Genomic DNA, 13,532 nt, shown 5'->3' with positions numbered 1-13,532 from the left:
CCGGATGTAATATGGTGTTATGGCTACATCTATCCGTCAGAAGATTACGCTGTTTAATCTGCTACCAGCGATAGTGTTCTACAGTATCATTACGTTTGTTTTTCTATATTTTACCTTTCGGACTGCCTCTGAGGAAATCGGCAGAAGGCATCTCAATGAGACGTTGCGATATGCAGCATCCGTAGATACAAGAATGAGTAAAGTGATCCTGGCTGGCAAGGCCTTATCCCTGTCTGCCAGTGATATTTCTTATCATGACCTTTCTGCAAAAGTTATTTCAATATTCAGAGATATGCCCTATGTGAAATCGGTATCCATTGTCGATTTTGAAAAGAAAGGCGGGGTGTTGATAAAAAGTAAAGAGTCTGTTTACTTTGATTGGATGGTGAAGAAATTTGTTTCTGGAGATCAAGGCTCAGATTACTCCATTCCTGATCAAATCTATTTATCAATCAACAATAATTTAGAGTATGACTGGTATGTTAATACTGAATTAACCGGGCCGGTATTTTATACCAGCTTTCTGGTCAGGGTGTCGGATGATAACCATCGGACCCGCTTTCTAAGGCTCGATCTGGATGCCGCCAAACTGGTCAATATGCCGATAAACCTGGATTTTCGGGTTCGCCTGATTATTGCCGACCCTTTCGGACACATTGTGTACGCCAATGGCATATCGCTACTGAAGTACAGAACCATTGAAAAATTCTCACGGCTTGGGCCTTGTGAGGGCAGTGGTGAACTCTATTTTCCCTCAGATAATGGCGGTTCGTTCAGGCATTTACTTTACAGCCCGATTAAACCTTCCAGGCCTGATCAACCGTGCGGTTTTATGAAGGATGTTTTGCACAATGTTGTTAAGGAGGGCAGGCTGGTCAGTGTCCGTATTCTAACCAGGGGCAGCTACAAGTGGTCGGCAGCTGTGCCTGTTAAATCCACCGGTTGGTTTTTCAGCTATAGCATCATGGAAACTGACATCATGAAGCCGGTGTATAAACAGGCCTTTTTAAGCGCAAGCCTGATTGGTCTGGCCATGGTGTTAGCCATTATATGCTTATGGGGTGTGTCTGGCAGGATTACTCGTCCCCTGAATGAATTAAAGCGTGAAATGAATACCTTTGGTTTTCTGCCCAGTGACTCAAGTGATAATTTCCAGGATTCAAAGGATGAGGCGGTTAGCCTGAACCGGAGCTTTATCCGGTTAAAGGAACGACTGTTAAACCGGGAAGAAGCTTTGCAAAAAGCCCGGGCACAAAATATGGCCAGCCTTGTCCAGCAGCTAAGAGGACGTTATTTCTATTTTCATCTGGCCACTTCGGGGGATATTACCTATGTCAGTCCATCAATAACTTCAGTACTGGGTTTCGACGAAGACGAGTTTTCTGGAAAAATTCAGGGTTTCTTAACGGATTCGGTGATTAACGATACCTTCAGAAGCGTCCTGAAGCAGTTGCCAAAAGGGGTTTGGCAGGAAACATTTGAACTGGAATTTTTCCATAAAGACGGTTCCATACGCTGTATTGAAGTGGGTTGTGCGGGGCACGCCAATAAAAGCTCTCTCACCCAGAAAAACACCGGTCAACAGCTGGATAGCATTGAGTGTATGGGAAATGATATTACCCATCTTGTTCGTGATACGGAAAAATTCAAGGCATTGATAGCCGGTTCGCCGGATGCCATTGTTATCACCGATACGGCGGGTGTCATCACCCTGGTCAACCCCAGGGTCGAAGATCTCTTTCGTTATCATGAGTGTGATTTACTGGGCCTGCCATTAGCGCTGTTAATTGATCCTGAGTACCGGTCAGATCTGATGCTGCTGAATGAGCTCGACTCCGATGACATCGATAGCCATTGCCTGGAGGCATGGCTTTCCCGTGGGGTTGATAAGTATGGCCATGGATTTCCAGTGGAAATATCCAGCAACGTGCTGACCACAGCCGATGGTTTGCTGATCTCCATCGTTTTTCGTGACATTACCCAGAGAAAACGGATCGAAGGCGAGTTGCTGAAGGCGAAAGAAACAGCCGAAAAGGCCAGTCAGGCAAAATCTTTATTCCTGTCACATATCAGCCATGAACTGAGAACCCCGCTTAATGGCGTCCTTGGCTATGCCCAGCTGCTGTTGGCTGACAGTGATGTTCCCGATAAATACCGGGAAAGTCTGTCATCCCTTGAGGCCTGTGGTTTGCATCTTTTGACCATGATTAATGACATTCTCGATATCACCAAGATTGAAAGCGGCATTGTGAGAACCCGGATGGTGCCTTTTAATATCCAGGTGACGCTGGATATGGTGTTTGCCAATTTTCGCGAAACTGCGAAAGTCAAAGGCCTGAACTTGCTGCTGGATATTCTGCCCAATGTGGAGCTGGAGATCGTTGCTGATAATGTCAAACTGCGCCAGGTGTTGATCAATCTGGTTGGCAATGCCGTCAAGTTTACTGACTCTGGCAGTGTCTATCTAAAGGTGTTTGTCAAAGGTGAAAAGCTTCAATTTGAAGTCCTTGATAGTGGCGTGGGCATTGTCCCATCGGATTTGGCGCAGCTGTTTCAGCCATTCACCCAGCTAAAGAAAGGGCAGGAATGTGGCGGTGCCGGTTTGGGGCTGTCTATCAGTTATCGTCTGGTGGAAGCTATGGGGGGAGAGCTTCAGGCTGAGAGTGAACCAGGCAAAGGGAGTCGTTTTTATTTCAGTATTCCCTATCAGGTTAGCCACGGGGAAAGTAGAAACGTGTTAGCCGACTCGCCCCCGGGAAACGGCGGAGCTGATTTACAGCCAGAGCACTTTAATCAACATCAAATTCTGGTGGTTGACGATAGCATTAATAATAGAGATATGTTGGTAAAGGCCCTTAAGTCTAAGTCTTTTCATGTTGAGGCAGCAGAGGGAGGGTTGGAAGCGGTGGAAAAATGCAGAACCACTCGCTACGACCTTATTTTGATGGATCTTAGAATGCCCGGCCTGGATGGCTTTGATGCTGCCAGGGCGATTCACCGTATCGGCCGACACCCATCCATTAAGATTATGGCCGTATCTGCCAGTGTGTCAGAACAGGCGAGAGTACAAATTGCAGATTCCGGTTTTTGTGGTTTTATTGCCAAACCCGTGCGCTTTGATGAACTGTTTAATTGTATTTATGACCATTTGGAAAATGATAACGGCTTGTCTCCTGATTTGCCGCTCTCCGGCGTTTGTCAGAAGGAAATGGTCACTGCTTTGCAGTGCCTTCTTGAGATCGGTGACCTGAAAACACTGGAAGAAAAAGCCGAAGGGTGGTCTGTGCAGCCGGGTTATGGCAACGTCCCTGAAAAAGTTATTGAACTGTGTAAGCTGCTGGACGTTATGGGGCTGGAGACACTCTGTAACGCTTTAGTGGAACATTCTGGCTCATAGCTTCATTGTGAACTGTGCAAAAGCGTAGTTGGGGTTTCTGTCCTTCTGTAGGGTGTCTGTAAATCTGATTTGATCTCCCTCACTGACGTGTTATCAAACAGTTATTCTCGGGATAAGATTACCCGGCTTTGATTGACCTTTATCGGGTGGTTCTGATCCCCATTGTGGTTTTTGGTGTTATGATCAGTCCTTTTTCGACTTCATAATTGATGGGTAGAGAGGTTGTCGGTGGCAGAAAGCATGTCTCTATGGGCTCTGGTGGGTAACGCCAGTTGGATTGTGCTACTGGTATTATTGTTACTGGTAGCTGCATCGGTTGTTTCATGGATGATAATTTTCCAGCGGGGAATCCTGCTGAGAAATGCGCAGCAGGCTATGATTGCCTTTGAGGATCGTTTCTGGTCGGGAATGGATCTGATTCTGCTGTACAAGGAAGTGCAACAAAATGAACAACCCGGCTCAGGGGTGGAGCACATTTTTAAAGCCGGTTTTGCCGAGTTTACCCGCCTGCGAAACCAGGGGACTGTTGATCCTGATGCGGTTATGGAAGGTGCTCAGCGGGCCATGAGGGTGGCCATTTCCAGGGAGCAGGAGCGCCTGGAAGGGAACCTTCCCTTTCTTGCCAGTGTTGGATCTACTTGCCCTTATCTTGGTCTTTTTGGCACGGTTGTCGGTATTATGAACTCTTTCCGGGGGCTGGCGGTGGTTCAGCAGCCAACCCTGGCTTCGGTTGCACCGGGCATTGCCGAGGCTTTGCTGACCACTGCTGTCGGCCTGGTTGCCGCTATCCCGGCGGTTGTCGCCTATAACCGCTATGCTTCAAGGGTTGAAGCCCTGGTGTCCAATTACGAGATATTTGCGGATGAGTTTTCCAGTATCCTTCACCGTAAAGTTTACAGCCGGACATAAAGGGATCTTACCGAAATGTCACCGATGATAAGTGGGGCAAAGATAAGAAATCGTCGTAAACCCATGTCTGAAATAAACATGGTGCCGTTTATCGATATCATGATGGTGCTACTGGTCGCTTTTATGATCACTGCGCCCATGATGACCCAGGGCGTGAAAGTTGAGCTGCCCAAAACCAGTAGCGATAATATTGCCCAGCCAGAAGATAAAGAAGTCCTGGTCATCTCTATCAAGGCGGATGGCAGTTATTATATGGACGTCGGATCTGACCATGACAAAGCCGTGAATCTTTCGTCCCTGACAGAGAAAGTCAGCAAGGTCGTGAGTGCCAGACCCGGTATTCAAGTATTGATTCAAGGAGACACCAACGTTGCTTATGGATCAGTAGTTCAATTAATGGCTGGCCTGCAAAACTCAGGTATCAGTCATGTTGGGCTGGTCACTGATCCGGTGGCGGTTGGCATGGAAGAGCGGTAGATGAAGAGATGGTTTAATATTGCTTTTCCAGCCTTTATAGCGAGGGTGACCGAAGGTTATGGGTTTGCTGTAGCCCTCTCTCTGATGCTTCATCTCATGATGTTTGGTGTGCTTTTAGTCAACTGGAGTGCCGACGCCCATCCAAAAATAGCACCACCAGTGCCCATCAGCGCAGCATTGGTATCGTTGCCTGAACCGGCGGCAAAACCGCAAACCGTTAGGAAGCCTGCGCAGAATCATATGGAACAAAAGCGCAAAGAAGAGGCAAAAAGGCGGGCGGAAGCCAAGAGAATAGCAGAGGCAAAGCGCAAAAAAGCGGAACAGCAGCGAAAGGAGCAGGAGCGGCAGAAAGCCCTGGCCTTGAAGCGGGAAGAGGAAAGAAAAAAAGATGAGCTTCGCAAAAAGGAAGAAGCTGCCCGGGAACGTCAGGAGCTGGAGAGGCGTCAGCGGGAAAAGGAGCAAAAGCGCAAAGAGCAGCAAGCGCTTGAGCAAGCCATGGCAATGGAACAGCAGGCTTTGGCAGCTGCTCAGCAGCTTGAGCATGACCAGCTGTTGCAAGCACAATATGCCGAGCTGATTAAAAGCCTGACCTCCCGTTATTGGAGCAGGCCTCCCAGTGCACGAAATAATATGGTGGCAGAAATTCGAATCAGTCTTTCTCCCTTTGGGGATGTGCTGGATATTACTATGCTGAAGTCCAGTGGTAATGATGAGTTTGATCGCTCCGTTATTCAGGCTATACGCCGAGCGTCGCCCTTTTCGGAGCTGAAGGATCTTGAGCGGCGAATTTTTGAACAACACTTCCGACGAATCACCTTCCGATTCAGGCCCGAGGATCTGGTTAAATGAGGCACTTATTCAAAACCTGTTTATTATTTTACTGTCTGCTCTGGGGAATGAGTGCTCAGGCAGAGCTTGTTATTGAGGTTACCCAGGGAAATGACCAGGCTGTGTCCATGGCAGTTTCCCCCTTCAGCTGGACAGGGGGGAAAGTGTTGCCGGAAGACCCGGCGGCAATCATTGATAACGATTTGAAACTCAGCGGCCTGTTCAAGGCGCTGCCAAGAACCAGTATGCTCAGCTTCCCGGCCAGTGAGCCGGAAGTTTATTATCGTGACTGGAGGTTGCTTGGGGCTTCTTACCTGGTAACAGGGCAGGTGACCCTCAGGGACAAAGCTTACACCATGAACTATCAGCTTTATGATGTTGTCAGGGGAAAGCGCATTGCCAAGGGGGGATTTACCGGAAACAGTGCCCAGCTTCGGGAGATGGCCCATCGCATCAGCGATGTTGTCTATGAAAAGATCACGGGCCTGAAGGGCGATTTTTCCACCCGGATTCTCTACGTAACCGCCCAGAGGCATGACGCTGAAAGAACCGATTACCAACTAAATTATGCCGATGCGGATGGTAAACGTAACAGGAAGGTGTTCAGCTCCAGCGAGCCTATTTTATCGCCCAGCTGGTCGCCAGATGGAACAAGGGCTACCTATGTCTCCTTCGAGCAGGGTCGCCCTGCCATTTATATGCAGGAACTGGCAACGGGCATTCGCAAGAAACTGACCGGTTTTAAAGGGCTGAATAACTCTCCGGTATGGGCACCGAACGGTAAATCCATTGCCATGGTGCTTTCCAAAGATGGTAATCCGGACATTTATATTCTTGACCTGGCAACGAATAAAATCAGTAATGTCTCGACTCACTACGCCATAGACACTGAACCAGACTGGATGCCAGATGGTAACAGTATCGTGTTTACCTCAAACCGGGGTGGGAGTCCTCAGGTCTATCAGCAGGAGCTCAGCCGTAAAAGTGATGGTGAATTTATCACAACAGGTAAGCCCCGTCGTCTAACCTTTGAAGGGCGGTTCAATGCCCGGGCCAAGGTCTTTCCCGATGGTAAGTCGCTGGCTCTGGTGCATAAAGGGGAGGGAGCCGCCGACTTTAATATCGCGGTGCTCGACCTGGATACCGATAGACTGCGGCTGCTGACGTCATCCAGACTGGAAGATTCTCCCAGTATTGCCCCGGGTGGGCGCAGACTGATCTATTCTGTACAGGGTGGCAAGAATGGCGAGCTGGGTATTGTTTCTGCTGATGGGCGGGTGAAACAGCGATTGCCTTCTGCCAAGGGTGATGTCCGGGAGCCTGCATGGGGCCCGGCTATTGAGCTCAGGTAACGTAAAGGCAGGGTGACCGTTCTACAGTCCTGTGAAGCAGAGCGTAGACAGTCACTTTTGCCCTGCCGATTTTCCGACTTGCTGCTATGCTCGTTTAAACTGCTTTTTTCCGGTAGCCCTTTCTCTGAGGAAACCTCATCATCCCTTGCTATTCGGGCTAGTCGGGTGACTTCAGTTCTGATAGTGTACTGCACAAATCTTTGTAATCCCGTAGAGAATGATTGGAGTTAAAAATGCAAATCGCCAATGTTGTTAAAGCGGCTTCTATGGCTGTAGCCGCTCTCTGGCTGGCAGGGTGTGCTTCCAAGAAAGAGCCAACCACAGCAGAAATCCAGCCGCCGGTTGTTACTGTTGAAGAAGAGGTGCTGGTTGAAGTTCAGCCTGTTCTGGATCCTGCAGTTCAGGCAGTGATTGACAGTGGTCGAATTGATGAGTCTCCGGAAGAGATTCAGGAGCTTCTGGAGAAAAACACCTATTTCTTCCCATTTGACAGCGCCAGGCTGGATAATGATGCATACAAGGCTCTGGATGTGCATGCTGCCTACCTGACTTCTGATATGGGTTACATGAAAAATATCGTCATTCAGGGTCATACTGATGAGCGTGGTACCCGCACTTACAACCTGGCCCTGGGTGAGCGTCGTGGCAAAGCGGTGATGGATTACCTGGCCGCTAAAGGTGTAGCAGCGAACCGTATTGAAGTGATCAGCTTTGGCTTTGAGAAGCCTCTGGATCCTGAGCACAGTGAAAGTGCGTGGTCTTTGAACCGTCGTGCGGTAATTGTTACTGAGTAAGCAATAATACCAGTCATATTCCTGATGCTCTCCCGGAAAGGGCTTGCTGACTTGCTGAAAAGCAGCCCGGTGAGAAAGCCTCCTGGAATATGACTGGTATCATTATTTCGTCCGGGGGATGAATGCGTAGAGGAAACACTAACCCAAAGCTGATGGCGATGCTGGCTTTTCCAGTGTTGCTTGCTGGTGCTCTGAATGGCGTGGCAATTGCCGCCGCCCCGGTGGAAGAACCCAGGCCTCTGGGGCTTTTAGCTGAATCTCAGACGGTTGTCAGTCAGATCTCAGATGATCCTGTTGTGATTTCATCCTCATCGAATAGCGATTCTGATTTCAATGGTACAGCACACCTGCTGAATACAATTGATCAGCTTCGACAGGAAATGATGGAAATGCGCGGGCAGCTGGAAGAGCAGGCCTTTCGCATTGAGCAACTGCAGCAGGAAGGTCGGGACAGGTATCTTGACCTTGATGATCGAATCTCTCGATTGAAAGATCAGTCCGGGAAAGTACCAGTACCCCCGGCCCCAGTTGCCAACTTAAAGCCACCAATAGTGAGCGCACCAGTGGCAGAGGCGGCAGACAAAAACAATCAATCGGCCTTGAAAGCCGAGGAAGCAGCTTACCAGTCGGCATTTGCCCTGATTCGCTCCAAACAGTTTGATAAAGCGAAAAACGCACTTCAGGAACAGCTGAAAACCTATCCTGAAGGCCGTTACGCAGACAATGCCCACTATTGGCTGGGTGAAGTTGATATGGCTCAAGGGCATTACGATGCCGCCAAAGTCTCCTTCCAGATCATTTTGAATGAGTTTCCAAAAAGTCCAAAAGTTCCGGATGCCAGCTATAAGCTTGGGCGAGTGCATGACTTGCTCGGCAATCAGAAAGAGGCAAAGAGACTCCTTGAACTGGTTGTTCAGCAATATCCTGATAGCTCGGCAGCCAGGCTTTCCGATACTTATTTGAGAACCATGGGCGATTCCTGAGATCTGATGGCAGTCATCCTCAATGCTGAGAATTACCGAGATATTTTACTCATTGCAGGGCGAGACCAGAACCACCGGGTTGCCTACGGTATTTGTGCGCTTAACCGGCTGTCCCCTCCGTTGTCGCTGGTGTGATACGGAGTATGCCTTTAAGGGGGGAGAGTTATTATCCGCTGAAGAAATCCTGCAGAGAGTATCAGAATATAACCCCGGATATGTCACCGTGACGGGAGGTGAGCCACTGGCCCAGAAAGCATGCCATGGGTTGCTGAGTCTTCTGGCTGACCAGGGTTATGAGGTTTCTCTTGAAACCAGTGGGGCAATCAGCCTCTCTGAGGTTGACGCCAGGGTGGTCAAGGTAATGGATTTGAAGCCTCCAGCCTCAGGCGAGTCCCATCGTAACCTGTATGAAAATATCGGTTTTCTGAACAGACAAGACCAGTTGAAATTTGTGATTGCTGATCGTGGGGATTATGAATGGTCTGTCTCCAAATTGATCCAATACGACCTGGCGAACAGGGTTTCCGATGTTCTTTTTTCTCCGGTCAGTGGCACCATGTCTGCCCGGGTATTGGCGGGTTGGATCCTTGAAGACAGGCTGCCGGTGAGATTTCAATTACAGCTTCACCGGATGATCTGGGGTGATCAGCCGGGTGTCTAGCCCGGATATTTTATAAAAAAGGTGTTGCAGATGAACAGAGCAGTAGTCCTATTATCCGGAGGGCTGGATTCGGCCACCGTTCTGGCAATGGCTTTAGAACAGGGGTTCGAATGTTACTCGGTCAGTTTCGATTATGGGCAACGCCATCGTGTTGAGCTTGAGGCTTCCCGCAACGTGGCTGAGGCCCTGGGGGTTAGTGAACACAAGGTGTTAAAGCTGGGGTTGACTGATATAGGCGGTTCAGCGCTGACCGATGATGATATTGCAGTCCCGGATTTCGACGATCCCCTCAAGGAGGCCCAGAGCCAGGTTCCGGTCACTTATGTTCCTGCAAGGAATACGGTTTTTCTCTCTCTTGCCCTTGGTTGGGCAGAAGTACTGGGGGCTCGTGATATTTTTATTGGTGCCAATATCGTAGATTACTCGAATTATCCTGACTGTCGCCCGGAGTACCTGAAAGCATTTGAAGATATGGCGAATCTTGCCACACGGGCTGGTGTTGAAGGTGATCTTTTTCGGATCAGGGCACCACTGCTGAATTTAACCAAGTCTGAAATAATATCTGAAGGTGTCAGGCTGGGGGTGGATTATGGTATGACCGTCTCTTGCTACCAGGCCGATGAATACGGCGCAGCCTGCGGTGTTTGTGATAGTTGCTGTTACCGGCGAAAGGGGTTTCTTGAAGCAGGGGTCGATGACCCGACGACTTATCGCATTGCGGTTTAACTCGAATCACTTGTAAAACGAATTCTGGCGCGTATAATTTCGCTGATTGGGTCGTTAGCTCAGTTGGTAGAGCAGTTGGCTTTTAACCAATTGGTCGTAGGTTCGAATCCTACACGACCCACCACTCCCTGCCAAACCCTCTTGTTTACCTCTTCACCATAATTATTAATAGTGCTGATGCTGTGTTAGAATACTTGCCACATTTTTTTTAGAAAATGACGGTGTGAAAATAGTGCGGAGCTGGACTTCCTGCCATTGTGGGGATAGCGGCAACGTCATATTTTCGGCTTATGGCTGATTGAAAGAGGAAGTTGCAGACACTTACCTGCCATGAAACAGTTCATCCTGGAAGGGTAAAGTGTTTTGCCGGATGCAAGCTTTATGAATGCAGTGATAGACAGAGAGCTCGTTCAGGGCCATTTGCAGAAGGCTCCAATGCCGGTGGATCCGGTTGCGAAGGAAGCCAAAAAAAACAGAATCAAACAGCTCCTGAAAGAGAGGGGAGCGGTTCTGGTTGCTCACTATTATACAGATCCTGTCGTCCAGGAACTGGCTGATGAGACCGGTGGCTTTATTGCCGACTCATTGGAAATGGCTCGCTTTGGAGCCCGGCACGATGCCAAAACGCTGATCGTGGCTGGTGTTCGTTTTATGGGGGAAACCGCCAAAATTCTCAGCCCGGAAAAGCAGGTGCTGATGCCGACCCTCGAAGCAGAGTGTTCCCTTGACCTGGGCTGCCCTGTAGAAGAATTTTCCGCTTTTTGTGATCAACACCCTGACCGGGAAGTTGTCGTCTATGCCAATACGTCTGCTGCCGTAAAAGCACGGGCAGACTGGGTAGTAACCTCCAGCTGTGCGCTTGATATCATCGAAGATCTTGATGCCCAGGGTAAAGCCATTATCTGGGGGCCGGATAAATACCTTGGCAGCTATATTCAAAAAAATACCGGTGCCGATATGCTGCTCTGGGACAGTAGCTGTATTGTCCATGAAGAGTTCAAGGCGAAAGGTATTGAAGACCTGAAACGTGTTTATCCTGATGCTGCCGTGCTGGTTCATCCGGAGTCCCCTGACTCAGTGGTTGAGATTGCTGATGTGGTGGGCTCGACGAGTCAGTTATTGAAAGCTTCTCAGGACATGCCCAACAGCGCATTCATTGTGGCTACGGACCGTGGGATTTTCTATAAAATGCAGCAGGCTTCACCTGAGAAACGTTTTATAGAGGCTCCCACCGCAGGCAGTGGTGCCACGTGCCGCAGTTGTGCCCATTGCCCATGGATGGCAATGAATACCCTTGATGCTCTGCTGGAATGTCTGGAAACTCCAGGTGAACTGAATGTCATTGAGGTCTGTGATGAGTTGCGGAATAAGGCACTGAAGCCCTTACAACGCATGTTGGACTTTACAGCGGCCGGTTAACATTAATTATTTTGAGGTCAAACGGCGTTTCATAGTCCAGCTACAGGGCTTTATTTTGAAAGCAGCAGCATCACACAATTCTCACCTAAAGCCTGCTACCGGCCTTGTGATATGTTCTTAAATGTCAATTTCTGCAACTGCACCAATATTTCGGTGCCTCTCTCGCTGATCTGACGAAAGCAGGGGTCTCCACTTTGCAGCTTCTCCCAGGAAAACGGGGTGGCCAGCCGGGTCATACTCAACGGCCAGGCCGGATGAGGGGGTGATGAATGCTTAATGATGCTTTGGTGAAGATAATCCCGGGCTCGCAGACGTCGTAATGCTACTTTCTGAATGATGGGTTTAAGTACGAAATGCAAATGACTACTGAAATTGTTTCTCAGTAATATCAGTTCGCCCATCAGGTGACTCCATGTGTACAGCTGGCAGAATGCCCTGTTGGCGTTTACTAAAAAATCAGAAACAACCTGTTCTGTCGGGGATCGGGGGGCAGGCAGCTGTTGCCATAATTTCTTATAAGATTCCAGCTCCAGGCAAAGGGCTGATGAAGCATATTGCACTTGAAAAGCCAAAGTGGCTTTGTCCAGCTTCTTTTTAAACTTCCCGACGGTTCTGGAATACTCAGGCAATTCCAGCAGCCTGTTTCTCCCTGAATCAATGATGACGGAGGAAACCTCCTGGGCTGAACTGTTAATCATTTCCTTCAGCTTTCTATTGTTCTCCTGATGGATGATTTCAGCTACCTCCCTGTGGGAGGCAAACAGGGAGCCTGCTTTTTGTGTGTCATGGGGATGGAGCACAAACACCCGGAGGTAGGGGCAGGATCGATGCATTTTATCAGGCTCATTTGATCTGCTTTCCTGTACGGGGTCCGCAATAAAGTAAATTTGGGTGGCTCTGACATTGCCCTCAGCATCGATTACCTGCACCAGAGGCTTGTCGCGATAGATGTTTCTTAAACAACGAGAGTCGTGCAGTCCATCCCTCTGCAGCACCCCCGTTTTCAGATAACTTCTGGTAATATTCTCTGCCTTAATAGGGTTTTTCTGTTCTTTTTGAAAAGTCTCGGTTATCCCGGCCGCGACAAAGCGTGAATTCTTCAGACAAAAAGCGCAGGTTAATCGCTCATCAAGCCCTTTGACCCCCGGGGCTGCGGCCTGAGTTTGCAGCAGGGATTGGTCTGCTGCTTTATCACAGGCATAGCTTCCGGAAAAAAACAGGCCTTCATCAACATAGTGGCTGAGCAACTCGGGGGTGTTTAATAACATACGACATAGTCCAGATTCACCCTTGTGCTCGGTAAAAGTCTGGTATCGATCAGCAGTAGTGTTGGGCAGCGAGCAGCGTCCGGCGTTGCAATGATTTTCATACCAAATCGTCGGGTCCATCCAACAGGAATCATCTTTAATGCACCGCTCTTTCGGATCAGTAATAGCATCTATTTTGCGGGTTACATCAAGCCAGCTTCGCACGACCCAGATATCTCGCTCCTGGAGCGTCTTGATAACCAGGTCCAAACCCTGCACAAAGCCCTTGTGCTCATCAACAAGATAAAGACGCTTGCCAGGGTTCAGTGGGATGACGGTGTAACCCGGACCATTGCAGGTAAGAAGAAAAAAGCCCGCGACATCTGACTCAAGTTTAGCCTCCAGATAATGTCCCGGGGCGGTGCTAAGGGAATTTGGCTTCGTTAGCGGTACTGATTTATGTCTGGGGTCTTTTTCCAGATTGGCACTGGCCGGACAAATATCAAAATCACCATGCTGGTTCATCATTCTGTCGATTTCTGAATCAGATTTTGGGACGCATCGAACGAGCATATTCGACCTTGACCTCATACTTTATATAAACGTTAGTAGCTATTGTGCAGACTGTTTTTTCATTGGATAGTTCCAAACTCTTTGTCATCTAAATTCCAGAGTCTGAAGAAAATATTGTCTAATTAACGGGAAAAGCTTGTGCAGCTAAATTCGTGCGTCTTCCGGA

Annotated in this window: 11 protein-coding genes and 1 tRNA gene; 11 read left to right on the top strand and 1 reads right to left on the bottom strand. The window is 48.8% G+C overall.

Features of this window, described 5'->3' with window-relative positions:
• The first annotated feature begins 19 nt into the window (after positions 1-19).
• The 11 genes from J7439_RS14235 (at position 20) to nadA (ending at position 11,546) form a co-directional block, all read left to right on the top strand.
• Positions 20-3,397, top strand: coding sequence for an ATP-binding protein (locus J7439_RS14235; RefSeq protein ID WP_209202651.1), 3,378 nt, complete (start codon positions 20-22; stop codon positions 3,395-3,397).
• 240 nt (positions 3,398-3,637) lie between these two features.
• The gene (gene tolQ, locus J7439_RS14230) at positions 3,638-4,306 is read left to right on the top strand and encodes a protein TolQ (RefSeq protein ID WP_209202650.1); all 669 of its coding nucleotides are present in this window, start codon (positions 3,638-3,640) and stop codon (positions 4,304-4,306) included.
• A gap of 15 nt (positions 4,307-4,321) precedes the next feature.
• Positions 4,322-4,783 carry a protein TolR gene (gene tolR / locus J7439_RS14225; RefSeq protein WP_286196655.1) on the top strand — a complete coding sequence of 154 codons (462 nt, stop codon included), beginning with the start codon at positions 4,322-4,324 and terminating at the stop codon, positions 4,781-4,783.
• Entirely contained in the window at positions 4,784-5,632 is an 849-nt protein-coding gene (gene tolA / locus J7439_RS14220) for a cell envelope integrity protein TolA (RefSeq protein ID WP_209202649.1), read from the top strand.
• Positions 5,629-6,963 (top strand): Tol-Pal system beta propeller repeat protein TolB, encoded by a 1,335-nt coding sequence (tolB, locus tag J7439_RS14215; RefSeq protein WP_209202647.1) that lies wholly within the window; start codon positions 5,629-5,631, stop codon positions 6,961-6,963. Before tolA ends, tolB begins: the two co-directional genes overlap by 4 nt.
• A gap of 233 nt (positions 6,964-7,196) precedes the next feature.
• A complete protein-coding gene (locus tag J7439_RS14210; protein ID WP_209202645.1) occupies positions 7,197-7,757 on the top strand; it encodes an OmpA family protein in 561 nt (186 codons plus the stop codon).
• Positions 7,758-7,879: 122 nt separating this feature from the next.
• Complete coding sequence (gene ybgF, locus J7439_RS14205; RefSeq protein WP_209202643.1) at positions 7,880-8,740, top strand: tol-pal system protein YbgF; 861 nt, start codon at positions 7,880-7,882, stop codon at positions 8,738-8,740.
• A gap of 22 nt (positions 8,741-8,762) precedes the next feature.
• The gene (queE, locus tag J7439_RS14200) at positions 8,763-9,401 is read left to right on the top strand and encodes a 7-carboxy-7-deazaguanine synthase QueE (RefSeq protein ID WP_209202641.1); all 639 of its coding nucleotides are present in this window, start codon (positions 8,763-8,765) and stop codon (positions 9,399-9,401) included.
• Positions 9,402-9,431: 30 nt separating this feature from the next.
• Positions 9,432-10,127: a 7-cyano-7-deazaguanine synthase QueC gene (queC, locus tag J7439_RS14195; RefSeq protein WP_209202639.1), complete on the top strand. Its 696-nt coding sequence runs from the start codon at positions 9,432-9,434 to the stop codon at positions 10,125-10,127.
• A 48-nt stretch (positions 10,128-10,175) separates the two neighbouring features.
• Positions 10,176-10,251 (top strand) — tRNA-Lys (locus J7439_RS14190).
• 257 nt (positions 10,252-10,508) lie between these two features.
• Positions 10,509-11,546 carry a quinolinate synthase NadA gene (gene nadA / locus J7439_RS14185; RefSeq protein ID WP_209202637.1) on the top strand — a complete coding sequence of 346 codons (1,038 nt, stop codon included), beginning with the start codon at positions 10,509-10,511 and terminating at the stop codon, positions 11,544-11,546.
• 95 nt (positions 11,547-11,641) lie between these two features.
• Here the strand turns inward: nadA and J7439_RS14180 are convergent, their stop codons facing one another.
• A complete protein-coding gene (locus J7439_RS14180; protein WP_209202635.1) occupies positions 11,642-13,321 on the bottom strand; it encodes a hypothetical protein in 1,680 nt (559 codons plus the stop codon).
• Between the last annotated feature and the right edge of the window lie 211 nt (positions 13,322-13,532).

The sequence above is a fragment of the Salinisphaera sp. G21_0 genome (assembly GCF_017744115.1).
Taxonomy (GTDB): Bacteria; Pseudomonadota; Gammaproteobacteria; order Pseudomonadales; family Endozoicomonadaceae; genus Endozoicomonas.
Note: the sequence above shows the minus strand (reverse complement) of the source record. Positions and strands in the feature narration are given on the sequence as shown.

Coding starts and splice junctions, on each gene's coding strand:
- J7439_RS14235 (WP_209202651.1), top strand. CDS start 20: ATGGCTACATCTATCCGTCAGAAGATTACGCTGTTTAATCTGCTACCA.
- tolQ (WP_209202650.1), top strand. CDS start 3,638: ATGTCTCTATGGGCTCTGGTGGGTAACGCCAGTTGGATTGTGCTACTG.
- tolR (WP_286196655.1), top strand. CDS start 4,322: ATGTCACCGATGATAAGTGGGGCAAAGATAAGAAATCGTCGTAAACCC.
- tolA (WP_209202649.1), top strand. CDS start 4,784: ATGAAGAGATGGTTTAATATTGCTTTTCCAGCCTTTATAGCGAGGGTG.
- tolB (WP_209202647.1), top strand. CDS start 5,629: ATGAGGCACTTATTCAAAACCTGTTTATTATTTTACTGTCTGCTCTGG.
- J7439_RS14210 (WP_209202645.1), top strand. CDS start 7,197: ATGCAAATCGCCAATGTTGTTAAAGCGGCTTCTATGGCTGTAGCCGCT.
- ybgF (WP_209202643.1), top strand. CDS start 7,880: ATGCGTAGAGGAAACACTAACCCAAAGCTGATGGCGATGCTGGCTTTT.
- queE (WP_209202641.1), top strand. CDS start 8,763: ATGCTGAGAATTACCGAGATATTTTACTCATTGCAGGGCGAGACCAGA.
- queC (WP_209202639.1), top strand. CDS start 9,432: ATGAACAGAGCAGTAGTCCTATTATCCGGAGGGCTGGATTCGGCCACC.
- nadA (WP_209202637.1), top strand. CDS start 10,509: ATGAATGCAGTGATAGACAGAGAGCTCGTTCAGGGCCATTTGCAGAAG.
- J7439_RS14180 (WP_209202635.1), bottom strand. CDS start 13,321: ATGATGAACCAGCATGGTGATTTTGATATTTGTCCGGCCAGTGCCAAT.